This window comes from Pseudomonas sp. R38(2017), from assembly GCF_002112395.1.
Lineage (GTDB): Bacteria > Pseudomonadota > Gammaproteobacteria > Pseudomonadales > Pseudomonadaceae > Aquipseudomonas.
Window position 1 is genome coordinate 87,468 of record NZ_NEHN01000010.1, and the last position, 16,456, is coordinate 103,923.

A 16,456-nucleotide genomic window follows, 5' to 3' on the forward strand; every position below is an offset into this window, starting at 1 on the left:
GTCTAAAGGTAAAAACCTTTTCCTCGCGCTGCCAGCTCACCAATCAATTGCGCTGGCCGCCACTGATCACCCTGCCGGGTCTCCAGCGCCAGCAACCGCTTGTGAATGTCTGCCAGCCCCTGGTCGTCCGCCCAGGCCATCGGCCCGCCCCTCTCCGCCGGGAAACCGTAGCCATTCAGGTAGACCTGATCGATGTCATGGGCCGATTCGGCAATCCCTTCCTGCAGGATTTTCGCGCCCTCGTTGACCAACGCCAGAAGGCAACGCTCAAGGATCTCCTCGGAGCCGATGTCACGGCGATGAAACCCCAGACCTTCGCTGACGCTCAACACCAGCGCATCCACCTCGGGGTCAGGCTCGGCCTGACGACTGCCCGGTTCGTAGTGGTAATAGCCGTTACCGGACTTCTGTCCGAAGCGCCCCAGCTCGCACAAGCGGTTATCCACTTGAACCTCTGGCGCTTCCTGGCCCTTGCCGGCGAGCTCACGGGCACGCCACTCCAGGTCGATGCCAACCACGTCGTACATGCGAAACGGCCCCATGGCAAAACCGAAGCCCTGCAACGTCGCGTCGATCTGCTGTGGCCAGGCCCCTTCGAGCAGCATCTTGCGCGCCTCGAGCACGTAAGGATGAAGCATGCGGTTGCCGATAAATCCGTGACAGTTGCCTGACACCACACTGACCTTGCCCATACGCTTGCCCAGTTCGAGCGCCGCTTCCAGCACGGCTGGCGAGGTTCGCGCACCACGGACGATTTCCAGCAATTTCATGATGTGCGCCGGACTGAAGAAATGCAGGCCCAACACCTGAGTCGGGCGTCGTGTCGCGGCGGCAATTGCATCGATGTCCAGCGCCGAGGTATTGCTCGCCAGCAGTGCCTCCGGCTTCAGCAAGCCATCGAGCTCACGGAAGATCTTCTGCTTGAGCTCGAGATTCTCGTACACCGCTTCGATCACCAGATCGACATTGCGGATCGCCACATAATCCGCCGCCGCGCTGACCCGGGCGATTCGCGCATCGGCCTCGACCTGATCGATCCGCCCCTGACGCACGTTGTGCGCATAGGTATCGGCCACCGCCTTCAGCGCCTGCTCAAGCATCTGCGGATTGTTATCGACCCATTGCACTGACACGCCGGCGTTGGCCAGGCACATGACAATGCCGCGGCCCATGGTGCCGGCGCCGATCACGGCGGCCTGGCGGATTTCGAAGGATGTCTGGCTCATGTTGTTCTCTTGTTGGAGATCCAAAGACAGCCTTCACCATAGACAGCCACCGGGCTTTTTTGAAGTTTATTGCCGTGATGATCGACATTCAGCAGATGGATTCACCGCTTCAGAGATGCGCCTGAGCCCAGGCCCGCACGTCCGCGTAGGAATACTCCTCCAGCGCCGCATACCCGGAAATGGTCCGTGCCTTTAGCTTGGTGAACAGCGGCACGCTGATCCCGCACAGAAACCGCGTCAGCCGCTCCGCCGAAGGCGCACTGCCGGTCTGTTGCTCGTGCCTGTGGATAAAGTCGCTGCACAACGCCGGAAAACTTTTATCCACAAGCGCCGGCAGTTCCGGAGGCGCCGGCAACCGGGCAATCTGCCCGTGACACACCGAGCAATGCCCGCAATGCTCAGGGGCGTTGTGATCACCGAAGTACTCCGCCAGTCGATAGCCCAGGCAGCGCTCGGTGGCGAACAACTCGAGCATCGCGTGAATCCGCGCCACTTCAGTCTGTTCGTGGCGGGAGAAGTAATCATGCAGCTCGCTACTCAAGACCTGGCTGTCGAAGGCACTGTGAAGAACGTTGTAGACCTCGGTCATCTGTTTGCTTTCCAGCTCGACCCAGCCTTTCTCCTGGAAGTAATCCAGCGCCTTCACCACTCGATTTCGCTCTGCCGAGTACTGCGTGTACATCGCCTCGAAATTCACCGTGGCCCAGGTCCGTGCGCGGCTCGAAGTCTGGATGATCGCTGCGACGAAATCCCTGCGCTCGCCCTCGAAACGCTCAAGCAACGCCTCGGGTTCCAGCAGGTATTTGAAACGATATTCGGCGTAGTACGCGTAGCGCGGGGCAATCAGCCCTCGCAGCTCCAGTTGCACCAGCAACGTCTTCAACGGCAGCGCACGGATATTGCTCTGATCCGCCAGCGGCCCGAGCAAAAACTCCCACTGGCCTTCAGGCGCAGCGGCCTGCAACTCGTCCAGCACGTGGCGAATGCCATCGCGCTCCGGCGTGTCGCCGTAGACGAAGTTTTCCAGCACATTGAGGCTGTCGCGGTTGGCCAGCACCAGGCAGTCGGAAGGTTGCCCGTCTCGCCCGGCACGGCCGATTTCCTGACTGTAGTTTTCGATGGATTTGGGCAGGTCGAAATGCACCACGTTGCGGATGTCGCTTTTGTCGATGCCCATGCCGAACGCGATGGTGGCGACGATGCAATTGGACTGCCCGCCCATGAAGCGCTTCTGGATCGCTTCCCGTTGTTCGTGGGGCAGCCCGGCATGGTACGCCTCGGCCTGGATGCCATTGCGCCCCAGATGCTCGGCGAGGTGTTCGGCGGTTTTCTGCAGGGTGACGTAGACGATGCTCGGCTGGCCCGTTCGCTCGGCCATCCACTGCACCAGCCGTCGACGCTTGTCCTCGCCGCGCACCGGCTCCACCAGCAGGTTGAGGTTGGGTCGATAGAAACCGGTTGTCACTACGTCTTCGGCGGCGATGGCGAACTTCGCCTGCATGTCGGCGATGACTTTCGGCGTTGCGGTGGCAGTCAGCAGCAGGGTCTGCGGGATGTTGAACTGGCGCTGGTAGTCCGGCAGCTTGAGATAGTCGGGCCGGAAGTTGTGGCCCCATTCGGAGATGCAGTGCGCCTCATCCACCACCAGCAGCGAGATCGGCACCTGCTGCAAAAAATTTCGAAAGCGCTCGTTTTTCAGACGCTCAACGGAAATCATCAGGATCTTCAGTTCGCCCGAACGGGCGCGGGCCATCACATTATTGGCGTCTTCGCGGCTTTGTGCCGAGTCGATGCTCCCCGCCGAAATGCCGTGGCGCCGCAAGAACTCAAGCTGGTCCTGCATCAGCGCCAGCAACGGCGAGACCACCAGCGTCAGGTGTGGCAGCAGGAGAGCCGGCATCTGGTAGCAAATGGACTTTCCCGACCCGGTGGGAAAGATCGCCGCCGCCGAGCGCCCGGCCAGCACGGCGCTGATTGCCGCTTCCTGACCGGGTCGAAATTGTGGATAACCGAAAACCTGTTCCAGGGTGTTGTGCATTCGCTGTCATTCCGTTGACCGCTGTGATGCCAACAGCCTAGCGGGCGATCGCAGCGAGTCGAGAATAGGTCGGGGGGCAAATCGATACGGGATGATACAGCGTCGGCAGCTCCGCCACGGGATCAAACAAATGAAACACTTTGTTCATCGCAGCGTGAATCGACCTGAGGGTAATGTCCGTCACGCATAGAGCCAGGATGGCCGATGCCCATGGATTTTTATCAAGGAGTGAACATGTCGAAACCTTTGAAACTGCCCCTCGCCCTGATCTTTGCATTCCTGCTGCTGGGTGGATGTACGCCCTCTCCCGACAACTTCCCCCCGCCCTGGGCTTGCGCCGCGACAACGGGTGAAACCCTTTCGGCCTGAACACCCGCAAAGCATCGTCAGGGCCGCAAGACAGCCACCCGCAGTTGCTCATCCAGTACCCGCTCATGCACGTCCAGGCTTTTGCTTGCCCATTGTGCATGGGCAGGGCTGATATCACCGGTGAATGCCGCCGCCAGTTGGCGCAGATCGGCGACGCTGCGCACCCGTGGGCAAAACGCTTGTTCATCACAATTCTGGCTGGCATTACGGTAAGTGCTGAGCAAGCGATCCCACAGACCGTCGCGCACTTGCCGGATCGACTTGAGCTGCATTTGCTGCACACCCAGTCGTTGTTTGAGTCCCGTTTCGTTCAGCGCTTCGCTGGCCAACAAGGCCTTGCCGAAAATCAGCACTTCCGCGCGGGAAGCCGTATCGATGTTGTCCTGAGTGGTGAGCGCGTCCGGCCAGCCACTGCGCTCCAGATTGGCAAGCGCCAGCCCATTGTCTGTGTCGGAAGCCACCGCCAAACGACAACCACTGGCCCACAGCAAAATGATCGAGGCCATTCGTAGCCACTGCATACCTAATTCCCTTTAAGCGTGTGTCGGACGTCTGGAAACGCCCTACGGATTCTGGCGCGCACCATACAGAGGTTTAACGGGAATCGCCCGACAAACACGCGGGAAATTTCGCTGATCAGGGTTTGGCTGTGAAAAAGCTTGAAAAACGCGTAGGGCAAATGCCCGAACCCCGGAAAAACCCCTACGAATTCTGTCCATCGTGGCTGTCTTGTTCCGCTCGAGGGCGCCCTTCTATAGTGGCCGGCGCGACTGAAAGCACTGTGTCGGCCCGCTAACGCGACTTCGTAAAGGACTCACCCGATCATGAACCCGTTCAAACCGCTAAACACCCGATACCGCGCACTCACGACCAGCTATAACGAAACGCCCGTGCTGGTCATTGATACCGAGGCGAGTCACCGCGATCTCCTCGACGCCGCCGATCAGCGACTGCGTGCAGCCAACAACCTGCTGGAAACTCTTTACTGCCTGTGTTTCAAACAGGCCGATGTGAAAGACATCCCCAACATCGTCAATGCGCTTTATTTATTGACGCAGGACGGCTGTGACCTGCTGGAAGTTGCCAGGCAACGAATAAATAATTGACGCCACCCGCCAAACTTACAAAGTTCGCAACAACCCGTCTCTTCCATGACTGCAAAGTTCAGAACTAGTCTGTTTGCTCTTTCATCAACCAAGAGCAACAACATGACTACGCTGACTATTTTCTTTTGCGGTACAGGTTCCACAAAGTTTGATAATGCCCACGAAAATTATTGGGATGGCGAACTCGTTTCCACACTCGCCTCCCACCACGCCGGTCGCGAGTTTGCCGAATGGATCGTGGTCGATGGCCCCGGCACCAGCAACCTGCAAGCCGATGACCTGTTCACCAAATCCAAGGACTATGGCCTCAGCGGAACCCTGTTCGGCAAGGGCTGGGAGGAAAACGTCCAGCACGCGATGAACATCATCAAAGGCAAATGCGACTGGCAGCGCGAGCAGTTGACCGAAGCGGAATACAACCGCCTCAAGGCTGCCGGCATTCCGATTGAAGATGTAAAGGTCGAGGGTTCCTGGCTATGGCGCAAATATAACTATGGCGAGCGCAGCGTCACGCAACAGAAGTTACAAGAGCAAATCATTAAAACCTTCCGCAAGGACGGTGTTATTCCAACAAAGGTCAATCTGGTGGGCTGGAGCCGTGGCGGCATTAGTTGCCATATGCTGGCCAATGCCATGTTCAACGACAGTGCGCTGAAAAACATTCCGGTGAATATCTTCGCCATTGATCCCGTGCCCGGTATCGGTAACTTTCAGGAACACCGGGTAAAGCTCAACTACAACGTGAAAGAGTACGTGGGCTTTTATGCTCGGGACGAACGCTCCAAGGGTTTCAGCTGCGTCATCCCGCAAACCGCGACCGGCACCAAGACCAGCATTTTTCCAATGCCTGGCCGTCACGCCACGCTGGTCGGCAATGCTTCGGCCGATGGCGTCAGTGGTCCGAAGGTTGTGGCCGAACCGGGCCTGATCGTCCGCCACTTTGCCGAGACCTGCCTGAAACGCTGGGGCACCGTGCTCGACAAGAACCTCAACCTTACTGACGCCGACCTTCGAAACCACACCGCCGCCATCGTCAACGCGGCAGCGAAATACAAAGCCATGGAGAAGTGCTCCTACACCTGGTTCACCGAACTGGATCAAGGTGAACGCTACGTGTCGCTGGGCAGCAAAGGCGTCCCGTTCTCGACAGTGAAAGGCACGATCTACACCCCGGCGACCGGGCTGACGACGAGTGTGCTGGATGTTGAGGGGTATCGGGCGATTCGTTGAAAACCATGATTGATCTGTAGGAACGGCCTGCCCGAATCTGCATCCCGTTCCTACACGCAGCGGCGCCTTGTCTTCTATCGGCGCCGTTAGGTCGAAACCTATAGTTGTGACTGTCGCTGCCAATTCAGCGGCTCGGGCTTGGTCACCCGATTGGATCATGCATTCGCGTCCGCTGTATGCTGCCGGCACTCAATTGCCAGCAGCGTTATGGTGGCTGTGTTTGGGACGCTTTCGAGCGTGCCGGGTATGTGCATGATCCTCACCGGTTGACCAACCCGAACACAGTCGCCTCCAGTCGCTTGGTCACGATTTGGTGGCTTCATTCGAAGCAATTGAGGATCTAAAAAATGAAATCATGGAACGAGCTCCACTCCGATCGCTACCGTCCACTCGACTCCAACCTCACCGACACCAAGCCCCTGGTCATCGACACCGATGCCAACCCGCAAGACATCCTCGAATGCGCCGTCCAGCGCCTGCGTGCCTCCAGCGACCTGCTGCAAACCCTCTACTGCCTCTGCTTCAAACACGCCGACGTCGAAGACATCCCGCACATCACCCACGCGCTCTACCTGTTGACCAAAGACGGCTGTGACCTGCTGCAAGTCGCCCAGCAGAAAATGCTCAGCTGGAAAGCCCCGGCCTGACGAACTTCGGGCAGGCGTGTTCATGGCTAGAACTGCCTGCCTCTATCTAGAACACTGACGCTGGCATTTCCGGCGCAAAACTTAAGGACCTGAATTTTGCAAACTATTATTGATTGCGTACGATGGGAGCCATTGTTCAACCAAGGGCTTGCTTTCATGACCACTGAAACCATTGATCACAGCACTCTCACGCGACTATTTGAGAACGGTTCGATCAGTAGCGCACATATCGTCGCCAGGCCTGGTGGCTGGTCGATTCAAGTTCAGCAAGGAAGCAAAGAGTATTCACTGGCAGCACAACGCAGTGGCCAGGTGCGGCTGTTCAAGCGGTTCGAAACACTGGTGACCTACCTGCAAGGAGTGGGTATCAATCACTTCGATGTGGACGCCTCCAGTTATGATCCTCTTCAAATAAAAACCTATGCTCGCCCTGATCGCGCCGAAGCGATGAAGCAAGCTCATGAAGCCGCTGCATATGAAGAATGGGTCAAACAACAGGTACAAATCAGCATTGATGACCCAAGGCCCAGCGTCAGCGATGAAGACGCTCGCAGGATATTTGCCGCCAAGCGGGATGCCCTGCGTCAGCGAGTACGTTGATGAAGTTGGTCTGGCGCCAAAAGGCGCTGGATGACCGAGACAACATCATGGAGCGTATCGGACAGGAAAATCCCGTTGCAGCGATTGAGCTCGATGAGGTTTTCGAACTGAAAGGAGAAAGCGCTCGCAAGCACCCTGCCATATACCGAAAAGGTATCGCGGAAGGCACCCGCGAAATCGTCGTCACCCCAAACTACGTCATCATCTACACAATCAAAGTTGATGTTGTGGAAGTGCTGCGAGTGCTGCATACCAGACGGCAATGGCCATGATGGCTGGAGAAAAAATGCTTAGGAGTTTGCGGATCCTTAAGTAGCATTATTCTGGCTGCTTAGCGCGGACTCTGCGGGAATAATGGCAGTTGATCTGACAACGAAGTCCAACCGATCACCCACAAAAAAGCCGCCCTCAAGAGGCGGCTTTTTCATTCACCAGAACTAAGTCTTACAACTTAGGCCCGGCAGCCTTGATCGCATCGCTCACGTCGAACTTCTTGAAGTTCTCGATGAACAGACCGGCCAGTGCTTTGGCAGCTTCGTCGTACGCAGCCTTGTCAGCCCAGGTGTTGCGTGGGTTGAGCAGGTTGGTTTCGACGCCCGGTACGGCCAGTGGCACGTCCAGGTTGATGGTGTCCAGGTGTTCGGTTTCAGCACCGATCAGCGCGCCGCTCTGGATCGCTGCGATCACGGCGCGGGTGGTCGGGATGTTGAAGCGTTTGCCGACGCCGTAGCCACCGCCGGTCCAGCCGGTGTTGACCAGGTAGACCTTGGAGCCGAAGCCCTTGATGCGCTTGATCAGCAGCTCGGCGTATTCACCAGCCGGGCGCGGGAAGAACGGTGCGCCGAAGCAGGTGGAGAAGGTCGACTTGATGCCGCTGCCCGAACCCATTTCAGTCGAGCCCACCAGTGCGGTGTAGCCGGACAGGAAGTGGTAGGCCGCCTGCTCGTTGTTCAGGATCGACACGGGCGGCAGTACGCCGGTCAGGTCGCAAGTCAGGAAGATCACAGCGTTCGGCTCGCCGCCCAGGTTCTTCTCGGAACGCTTGGCAACGTGCTCCAGCGGGTAGGCTGCGCGGCTGTTCTGGGTCAGGCTGACATCGGCGTAGTCGGCGTGCTTGGCATCGTCGATCACGACGTTTTCCAGGACTGCGCCGTGCTTGATGGCTTTCCAGATGACCGGCTCGTTCTTCTCGGACAAGTCGATGCACTTGGCGTAGCAGCCGCCTTCGATGTTGAAGACAACACCTTCGCCCCAGCCGTGTTCGTCGTCACCGATCAGGTAACGGCTTTCGTCGGCCGACAGGGTGGTTTTACCGGTGCCCGACAGACCGAAGAACAGGGTCACGTCGCCTGCTTCGCCGATGTTGGCAGCGCAGTGCATTGGCAGCACGTCGGAAGCCGGCAACAGGAAGTTCTGCACCGAGAACATGGCTTTCTTCATTTCACCGGCGTAACGCATGCCGGCGATCAGCACTTTTTTCTGGGCGAAGTTGAGGATCACGCAACCGTCGGAGTTTGTGCCGTCACGCTCAGGCACGCACTCGAAGTTGGCGACGTTCAGCACTTGCCACTCTTCACGACCGGCCGGGTTGTACTGTGCCGGGTTGATGAACAGGCAACGACCGAACAGGTTCTGCCATGCAGTCTGAGTGGTCATCTTCACGGCCAGGTAGTGATCTTCGGCCGCGCCTACATGCACGTGGGAAACGAAATGCTCTTGCGCGTTGTTGAACGCCTCGACACGAGCCCACAGCGCGTCGAACTTGTCGGCCGGGAACTTGCGGTTGATCGGGCCCCAAGCGATAGCGTCCTGGGTGGAAGGCTCTTCAACGATGAAACGGTCGACTGGCGAACGGCCGGTGCGGTGACCGGTGCGAACTACCAGAGCGCCGGTATCGGCAAGCTCGCCTTCACCGCGTTTCAGGGCTTCTTTTACCAGATCATCAACACTCAGATCGGTGTACACGGCGTTATTGGCTTGCGTCATGAGATTCCCCGTCGGCCAGTGGCCGAGTGTGCTCCAAACGTTTTGTAGTAGAAAGTCGTGCACTACTACCGCGAAAAAAGTGGGCCGGATTATGCCAGAAAAGCCCAAAAAGAGTAGGGTCCTCCCGTCGTAACGGCGTTATTCCGTCGTTGAGCAGTGAATTTACCTGCGCTGAACCGTTTTAGTGCCGGGTATCTGACGGCGTCTCGACGCCCGCGCCAGCGAACAATTGAGCGATATCCGCCGCATCGAACAGGTAGCGCTGGTTGCAGAACTGGCAATCGATCTCGACGCTGCCACCCTGCTCGGCCACCAATTGCTGCGCATCTTCCAGACCCAGGCTGACCAATGCATTGCCCGAACGCTCGCGGGAGCAACTGCAGTGGAAACGCAAGTTCTGCACATCGAACAGACGAACCTGCTCTTCATGGTAGAGGCGATGCAGAACCGTTTCGTTGTCCAGGCTCAAGAGTTCATCAGCGGTCAGGGTGTTGCCCAGCGCGGTGATGTGCTGCCAGCTGGCGGCGCGTTCATCTTCATCTTTCAGGCGATCGGCCGGCAGTTGCTGCAGCAGCAGGCCACGGGCGCGACGGCCATCGGCACACAGCTTGAAGCGGGTGCCGACCTGCTGGGACATGACGAAGTAGTTGGTGAAGCAATCGGACAGGGTTTCGCCGTCGAGGTCGACGATACCCTGATAACGCTGGCCTACGGTCGGGTCGATCGTCAGGGCCAGAACGCCGTTGGGCATCAGGTCGGCGAGGGTTGCGTCAGGGGCGATCAGGTCCGCCTCATAACGGGCCAGGCCACGAATTTCGCGCTCGCTGGAGCACTCGATCATCAGCAGCGGAATCGGGCCTTCGGAGCGTGCCTGAAGAATCAGCAAGCCATCGAATTTCAGGGTGCCCACCAGCAGCGACGCGGCAGCCATGAATTCGCCCAGCAATTGCGCAACCGGCTCCGGATACGGGTGCTTGGCGAGCACTTCGGCGTAGCTGCGTTCCAGCGACACCAGTTCGCCGCGCGTGTCGCTGTCATCGAAGATGAAGCGTTGGGTGTAATCGGTATCGAGGAAATCGGTCATAGGTCTAGGTATCTGATTTTAATGACAAAAAGGTTACAAAGAATGAAAATCCCGCGCTTCTGGCATCCATTTTGATGCCTATGTTCAGCCACGGGAGGCATTTTATGAACAATCCGGGTTTGTTCCAATCAAGGTGGAACCTCGGCCGGCTGGTTCTGTGCAATGCAGTGCCATTGGCACTACTGGCTTTCTGGTTATGGCCTACAGGCCAGATGCTGTGTGTGGTTTTCGACGAGTGGCTGTTCCGCTCACTCAATACTCCGCTGGCCAGCAACCCCATATGGCTCCACATCTGGGCAATTGCAAGTCTGCGCCCGTTCGACGTTGTCGTCGGACTGATTCTGCTGACGCTGCTGATCAAGGGCGACTGGGTCTTCAAGGCGATTGACGTACGTCGCGCGTTCTTCGGATTTTTCTCGATCCTGCTGCTGATGGTGGTGATCCGCGCGCTGTTTTCCAAATTTGCCGACCACATGGGCTGGCAGCACAATAGCCCTTCCATGGTGCTCGAAGGCGCAGTCCATATGAGCGACTATTTCCCGCATCTGGAGAAGACCTTTGAGCTGAAGGATCGCTCGAGCCAGAGTTTTCCCGGTGACCATGCTTCGGTGCTGCTGATCTGGGCGCTGTTCATGGGCGTTTTCAGTCGCTCAGCCGGCCAGTTCCTGACAGTCTGGGGCCTGGCGCTGCTGTTCATGCTGCCGCGGCTGGTGGCCGGCGCGCACTGGGGCCAGGACGATTACATCGGTGGCCTGCTGCTGGCGGTGTGGGCGCTGGGTTGGGGTTACTACACGCCGTTTGCCTATCACGCGGCGAACTTCTGGCTGAAGGTCACGGCGCCAATCTTTGGGCTGCTGGGCAAGTTGCCGGTGGTTTCGCGGATGACTGTCGTGTCCGCACGATAATCGACGACCGCTGAAAAAAATCGCAGCCATTGACGAGTCTTGAGTCAGGACCGGCAGGCTGCGATTTTTTATTCTCCGCCACTGTTCCCACGAAATTTAAACAGATCCCGGCGCTGCTTCTTGCTCGGTTTGCCATCTGTGGTTACGCCCAAGGCGCCCGCCTTGCGCATCGCCGCAGCCGCCTCGCGCTTGGCGACACTGGCTTCGGTTTCCGCATACAGCGTCTGCGCTTCCGGCGCGCCACGACGCACGATCGACAGGGCTTGCACCACAACGGTCTTTTCATCGAAGCCGGTGCGAATCTCGAATTCATCGCCGATGCGTGGCTCTTTGCCAGGCTTGCAGCGCTCTCCCCGACAATGCACCTTGCCGCTTTCAATGGCGGCTTTGGCCAAGGCCCGTGTTTTATAAAAACGCGCAGCCCACAACCATTTATCGAGACGGACCTTGTCGTCCTCTTCCTGTTTTTGCGCCATATGAATTCCTCGTTCAGCCAGTAGTCGGAACTGTACTACCGATTCTGTCGGGCGCAAGAACCCGGCCCTCCAGATAAACTGTGATCTTCGCCGGTTCACCGGCATGGAGTGATCGAGTGACCAAATTTCCGTCTTCATTGACCTCGCCCAAACCGGGCTGTCTGGGCTGCCAGCAAAGCGAGCCGCTGGGCTTCGACTTTTCCTTCGCTTATCAGCCCATCGTGGATCTGCGTGACGAGTCGGTATACGCCTACGAGGCACTGGTTCGTGGTGCGGCCGGTGAAGGCGCACTCACCGTGCTGGACCAGATTACAGAAGATAACCGCTACCGTTTCGACCAACTCTGCCGGACTCGCGCCATCGAAGGCGCGGCCGCGCTTAATATGCAGACACACTTGTCGATCAACTTCATGCCCAACGCCGTCTATCGTCCAGAGTTATGCATTCGCAGCACCCTGGAGGCCGCCAGGAAAAACAATTTCCCGCTCGACCGGCTGATTTTCGAAACACTGGAAAGCGAGCACGTAGATAACTATCGCCATTTGACCAATATTCTGCGTGAATACCGCGAATTCGGCTTCAAGACGGCCATCGACGATTTCGGCGCCGGTTATTCGGGGCTCAATCTGCTGGCCGATTTCCAGCCGGACCTGATCAAACTCGACATGGCGCTGATTCGCGATATCGACCGTGACCGTGTTCGTCAGGCTATCGTTCGGGGGATTGTCACAATCTGTGCGGAGTTGGACGTTACAGTCATCGCCGAAGGCATAGAAAGCGCTGGTGAACGGGATTTCCTGGCGGACTGCGGAATATTTCTGATGCAGGGATTCTGGTTCGCCAAGCCTGCATTCAAAGCGTTAGCTCAGGTTTCCCCTGGAGCGTGGGCGCATTAATTGTTGGTTTTTTTCCATTGAAGACATTTGACCATTTGACCGTTGTCGGTCTGCGCGAGTGGGTGGCGCTCCCGGACTTGGGAGTCGCGGGCCTTCGGGCGAAAATCGATACCGGTGCCAGCACCTCCAGCCTGCACGCCACCGACATCGAGCCGTTCGAACGGGACGGCGAGAAATGGGTGCGCTTCACCGCGCACCTGGGCACGGTGGTGCAGTTGCGCCACCGGCGTTGCGAAGCGCCGCTGGTCACCCGCAAGACCATCAAGAGTTCCAACGGCCAGGCCCAGGTGCGCTACGTGATCAGCACCACCCTGGCCCTCGGTGATCGGGTCTGGCCGGTCGAGTTCACCCTCGCCTGCCGCAAGTCCATGCGCTATCGCCTGTTGTTAGGTTCCAAAGCCCTGATCGACGGCCAACTGGTGGTCAATCCGGGCATCAAGTATGTACAAGACAAGCCGGTGTTCCCGGTATCTACCTCCTCCACAGGTGTTGCATGAAGATCGCTGTGCTGTCGCGCAATCCGCGTCTGTATTCCACCCGCCGTCTGGTCGAAGCCGGAACCGAACGCGGGCATGAAATGGTAGTGATCGACACCTTGCGCGCCTACATGAACATCGCCAGCCACAAGCCGCAGATCCACTATCGCGGCAAACCGCTGGAGGGTTTCGATGCGGTGATCCCGCGGATCGGCGCATCGGTGACGTTCTATGGCTGCGCCGTGCTGCGTCAGTTCGAAATGATGGGGGTGTTTCCGCTCAACGAATCGGTGGCCATCGCCCGTTCCCGGGACAAGCTGCGTTCGCTGCAATTGCTGTCACGCCGGGGTATCGGCCTGCCGGTGACCGGGTTCGCCCACTCGCCGGACGACATTCCCGACCTGATCGACATGGTCAACGGCGCGCCGCTGGTGATCAAGGTGCTGGAAGGTACTCAGGGCATTGGTGTGGTGCTGTGCGAAACCGCGACGGCGGCGGAGTCGGTGATCGAGGCGTTCATGGGCCTGAAGCAGAACATCATGGTGCAGGAATACATCAAGGAAGCCGGCGGCGCGGACATTCGCTGCTTCGTGGTCGGTGACAAGGTGATCGCGGCGATGAAGCGTCAGGCCAAGCCCGGGGAATTCCGCTCCAATCTGCACCGGGGCGGCAGCGCCAGCCTGATCAAGATCACCCCGGAAGAACGCATGACCGCGTTGCGCGCAGCCAAGGTCATGGGGCTGGCGGTGGCGGGTGTCGATATTCTGCGTTCCAACCACGGGCCGCTGGTGATGGAAGTGAACTCGTCACCGGGTCTGGAAGGGATCGAAACCACCACGGGCAAGAACGTGGCGGGGATCATCATCGAGCACCTTGAGAAGAATGGCGGACCGAACATGACCCGCACAAAAGGCAAGGGTTGAACCTTGAATCAGGCGGCCGCAAGGCCGCCTGAAACTTAAACCGCGTCCCGCGGCAGCATCAATCCCAGCGGCAAGCGCACCCGCGCCTCCAGCCCGCCCCCGGAGCGGTTGCGCAACTCGACATTGCCACCGTGCATCGAAGCAATCCGCTTCACAATCGCCAGCCCCAGCCCGGTGCCCTTCCCGCCCCGCGCCCGGTCGCCGCGGGTGAACGGGTTGAAGATCGCTTCAAGCTCGGAAGGATCAATCCCCGCCCCACGGTCCATCACACTCAGCACCACGTACGGCGCGCTGGTGTCACCGGACACATAGGCCGCAACGTCCACACTGCCGCCGGCATGATTCAACGCATTGCCGATCAGGTTGTTCAGCAGACGTTTCATCGACACCCGGCGCAGCGGGAACGGCTGGATCGGCTCCAGGCGCAAACGCACTTTCTCTTCACTCTGGTTGTACGGCGCCGCGACTTCACGCACCAGATCGCTCAGATCCACTTCTTCCACGGATTCGTCCCGACCATCGCGAATGAACGCGAGGAACTGGTCGAGGATCGCGTCCATGTCTTCGATATCACGCACCATATCGTCGGTCAGGTCGGTGCGGTCGCCCATCAATTCCAGTGACAATCGCAATCGGGTCAGCGGCGTCCGCAGGTCATGGGAAACCCCGGCGAGCATCAGTTCTCGTTCACGACCAGCCTGTTCGACGTCTTCAGCCATCTGGTTGAAGGCGCGATAAACTTCGGTCATTTCGCTGGGTGTATCGCTGATCGGCAGGCGCACGCTACGGCCCTGACCGAGCTGCCGCGCGGCATACACCAGACGCTTCAATGGCTGGTTAAGCTGGCTGACGAAAATCCAGGCCGACGCAGTCGAGAGCAGACCGATGGCGAGGAACCAGCCGAGCACGTTCCAGATTTTCTGGCCGCGCAACGGATGCGGGTACAACGGCACCTTCAACCACCCGTCACCCAGGCTCGGAGCGCGCACCCACAACGCCGGCGGCGAATGCATGCGCAGTCGAACCTCGGTGTCCGCACCCAGTTCCGCCTGCATCTGCCGCTGGTAGATTTCGCTGTACGGCCAGTGCTGTTCGCCTTCCGGCACACCGGCACCGACCACCCGTATCAGGGTCGCGGCATCGGCGATCTTCGCGCGGTTCTCTTCATCGGCGGCCCAATAGGCACGCAGCGTCAGGGCGACGCCGTGGCTGTATTGGCGATCCACCAGCACATCCTCGTTCATCAACAGATAAACCAGGGTCAGTGCCTTGGAGAACAATACGACGATGAGCACCAGCCAGAGGGTGCGGGAGAAGAAGCTTTGGGGGAACCAGACAGGGGTTTTCATGGATAACCGCTACGCACTTGCAGGAACGAGCAATGCTCGCATATTGCGGATAGCGAGTCTGCGGAGCCGGCACTTTCGACCGTTGCCTGCAGACCCGCTCCTACAAATCACCCGTCACTTGGTGGAGTTGCCATCCGGCACGAACACATAACCCACGCCCCAGACAGTCTGGATATAGCGCGGTTTGGACGGATCGGGTTCGATCATCCGGCGCAGACGGGAAATCTGCACGTCGATGGAACGCTCCAGGGCATCCCACTCCCGGCCACGGGCCAGGTTCATCAGCTTGTCGCGGGTCAGCGGCTGACGGGCGTTCATCACCAGGGCCTTGAGTACCGCAAACTCACCGGTGGTGAGCATGTGCACTTCATCGCCGCGCTTGAGTTCGCGGGTGGCCAGGGACAGTACGTAGTCGCCGAACGTGACGTTTTCTTCTTCACTGCCTGGCGCGCCCGGTACCGGTGCGGCCTGACGGCGCAGCACGGCTTTGACGCGGGCCATCAGCTCGTCCGGGTTGAACGGCTTGGCCAGGTAATCGTCGGCGCCCAGTTCCAGCCCCTTGATCCGGCTCAGTTCGTCGCCCTTGGCGGTGAGCATGATGATCGGGATCTGATTGTTCGCGCCACGCAGACGACGGCAAGCGGTCAGGCCGTCTTCGCCCGGCAGCATCAGGTCGAGAACGACCAGGTTGAACACTTCACGGGACAGCAGACGATCCATCTGCTCGGTGTTCGGTACGGCGCGGGCACGGTAGCCCTTGCTGACGAAGAAGCGTTCCAGCAGGCTGCTCAGCCCCGGATCGTCGTCAACAATAAGAATTTTTTCGCCTTCAGCAGTTTGTGCAGTGCTGCTCATTGGATACTCCTTTTAGCTCGGCGCGCATTATGGCGTAGCTGCCGTTATACGCACCGTGTGCATTGTTAGCAGATTTTTCCTTCACTGCCAGAAAACCGGGGCTTGAGCCTACAGACCGCGTCGCCCCCGAATGACAGAACGCCGGTTATAATGCGCGGCCTTTTGTGCCAGGCAACGTCTGAATCGTTACCGCAGGTGGCCGTCTCTTATTTTCCCGGCCCTCGCAGTAATTGTTCGATTTCACGGGTCAATGGGATGCCTTTTGACCCAGGCAGCGGCAAGCGTCAGGC

18 protein-coding genes are annotated in these 16,456 nt (G+C 58.7%); 10 read left to right on the forward strand and 8 right to left on the reverse strand.

Annotated elements, in window-relative coordinates; genetic code table 11:
• Nucleotides 1-2: 2 nt before the first annotated feature.
• A complete protein-coding gene (locus CAF87_RS23680) occupies nt 3-1,226 on the reverse strand; it encodes a 3-hydroxyacyl-CoA dehydrogenase (RefSeq protein ID WP_085733322.1) in 1,224 nt (407 codons plus the stop codon).
• A 109-nt stretch (nt 1,227-1,335) separates the two neighbouring features.
• The gene (locus CAF87_RS23685) at nt 1,336-3,264 is read right to left on the reverse strand and encodes an ATP-dependent DNA helicase RecQ (RefSeq protein ID WP_085733323.1); all 1,929 of its coding nucleotides are present in this window, start codon (nt 3,262-3,264) and stop codon (nt 1,336-1,338) included.
• 234 nt (nt 3,265-3,498) lie between these two features.
• Between CAF87_RS23685 and CAF87_RS29565 the strand changes: the two genes are divergently transcribed.
• The gene (locus CAF87_RS29565; RefSeq protein ID WP_256576048.1) at nt 3,499-3,633 is read left to right on the forward strand and encodes a hypothetical protein; all 135 of its coding nucleotides are present in this window, start codon (nt 3,499-3,501) and stop codon (nt 3,631-3,633) included.
• Nucleotides 3,634-3,650: 17 nt separating this feature from the next.
• Here CAF87_RS29565 and CAF87_RS23690 read toward each other — a convergent pair whose 3' ends face one another.
• Nucleotides 3,651-4,154 carry a polysaccharide deacetylase gene (locus CAF87_RS23690; RefSeq protein WP_085733324.1) on the reverse strand — a complete coding sequence of 168 codons (504 nt, stop codon included), beginning with the start codon at nt 4,152-4,154 and terminating at the stop codon, nt 3,651-3,653.
• Between the two features lie 303 nt (nt 4,155-4,457).
• Here CAF87_RS23690 and CAF87_RS23695 point away from each other — a divergent pair, with 303 nt between their 5' ends.
• The 5 genes from CAF87_RS23695 (at nt 4,458) to CAF87_RS23715 (ending at nt 7,488) form a co-directional block, all read left to right on the forward strand.
• Entirely contained in the window at nt 4,458-4,739 is a 282-nt protein-coding gene (locus CAF87_RS23695) for a hypothetical protein (protein WP_085733325.1), read from the forward strand.
• 102 nt (nt 4,740-4,841) lie between these two features.
• A complete protein-coding gene (locus CAF87_RS23700) occupies nt 4,842-5,969 on the forward strand; it encodes a hypothetical protein (protein ID WP_085733326.1) in 1,128 nt (375 codons plus the stop codon).
• 347 nt (nt 5,970-6,316) lie between these two features.
• Nucleotides 6,317-6,616 (forward strand): hypothetical protein, encoded by a 300-nt coding sequence (locus CAF87_RS23705; RefSeq protein WP_085712718.1) that lies wholly within the window; start codon nt 6,317-6,319, stop codon nt 6,614-6,616.
• Nucleotides 6,617-6,772: 156 nt separating this feature from the next.
• The gene (locus CAF87_RS23710) at nt 6,773-7,216 is read left to right on the forward strand and encodes a hypothetical protein (RefSeq protein ID WP_085733447.1); all 444 of its coding nucleotides are present in this window, start codon (nt 6,773-6,775) and stop codon (nt 7,214-7,216) included.
• Nucleotides 7,216-7,488, forward strand: coding sequence for a type II toxin-antitoxin system RelE/ParE family toxin (locus CAF87_RS23715; protein WP_085733327.1), 273 nt, complete (start codon nt 7,216-7,218; stop codon nt 7,486-7,488). Before CAF87_RS23710 ends, CAF87_RS23715 begins: the two co-directional genes overlap by 1 nt.
• Nucleotides 7,489-7,660: 172 nt before the next feature.
• On the opposite strand, the gene CAF87_RS23720 is transcribed toward CAF87_RS23715, so the two are convergent.
• Both CAF87_RS23720 and hslO read right to left on the reverse strand, forming a co-directional pair.
• On the reverse strand, nt 7,661-9,202 hold the full coding sequence (locus tag CAF87_RS23720; protein ID WP_085733328.1) for a phosphoenolpyruvate carboxykinase: 1,542 nt from the start codon (nt 9,200-9,202) through the stop codon (nt 7,661-7,663).
• A gap of 181 nt (nt 9,203-9,383) precedes the next feature.
• Nucleotides 9,384-10,286: an Hsp33 family molecular chaperone HslO gene (gene hslO, locus CAF87_RS23725; protein WP_085733329.1), complete on the reverse strand. Its 903-nt coding sequence runs from the start codon at nt 10,284-10,286 to the stop codon at nt 9,384-9,386.
• Nucleotides 10,287-10,390: 104 nt separating this feature from the next.
• On the opposite strand from hslO, the gene CAF87_RS23730 reads away from it, so the two are divergent.
• On the forward strand, nt 10,391-11,191 hold the full coding sequence (locus CAF87_RS23730) for a phosphatase PAP2 family protein (protein WP_085733330.1): 801 nt from the start codon (nt 10,391-10,393) through the stop codon (nt 11,189-11,191).
• A 68-nt stretch (nt 11,192-11,259) separates the two neighbouring features.
• Here CAF87_RS23730 and CAF87_RS23735 read toward each other — a convergent pair whose 3' ends face one another.
• Entirely contained in the window at nt 11,260-11,667 is a 408-nt protein-coding gene (locus tag CAF87_RS23735) for an RNA-binding S4 domain-containing protein (protein ID WP_085733331.1), read from the reverse strand.
• A gap of 116 nt (nt 11,668-11,783) precedes the next feature.
• Between CAF87_RS23735 and CAF87_RS23740 the strand changes: the two genes are divergently transcribed.
• From CAF87_RS23740 to rimK, 3 genes are read left to right on the forward strand one after another with little or no spacing between them, the layout of a single operon-like run.
• Nucleotides 11,784-12,563 carry an EAL domain-containing protein gene (locus CAF87_RS23740; protein WP_085733332.1) on the forward strand — a complete coding sequence of 260 codons (780 nt, stop codon included), beginning with the start codon at nt 11,784-11,786 and terminating at the stop codon, nt 12,561-12,563.
• A gap of 50 nt (nt 12,564-12,613) precedes the next feature.
• Nucleotides 12,614-13,060 (forward strand): ATP-dependent zinc protease, encoded by a 447-nt coding sequence (locus CAF87_RS23745; RefSeq protein ID WP_169432582.1) that lies wholly within the window; start codon nt 12,614-12,616, stop codon nt 13,058-13,060.
• On the forward strand, nt 13,057-13,962 hold the full coding sequence (gene rimK, locus CAF87_RS23750; protein ID WP_007949201.1) for a 30S ribosomal protein S6--L-glutamate ligase: 906 nt from the start codon (nt 13,057-13,059) through the stop codon (nt 13,960-13,962). Before CAF87_RS23745 ends, rimK begins: the two co-directional genes overlap by 4 nt.
• A gap of 35 nt (nt 13,963-13,997) precedes the next feature.
• Here rimK and CAF87_RS23755 read toward each other — a convergent pair whose 3' ends face one another.
• Together CAF87_RS23755 and ompR are read right to left on the reverse strand one after the other, a co-directional pair.
• On the reverse strand, nt 13,998-15,311 hold the full coding sequence (locus CAF87_RS23755; RefSeq protein ID WP_085712711.1) for an ATP-binding protein: 1,314 nt from the start codon (nt 15,309-15,311) through the stop codon (nt 13,998-14,000).
• Between the two features lie 114 nt (nt 15,312-15,425).
• On the reverse strand, nt 15,426-16,166 hold the full coding sequence (gene ompR / locus CAF87_RS23760) for a two-component system response regulator OmpR (RefSeq protein WP_007952694.1): 741 nt from the start codon (nt 16,164-16,166) through the stop codon (nt 15,426-15,428).
• Between the last annotated feature and the right edge of the window lie 290 nt (nt 16,167-16,456).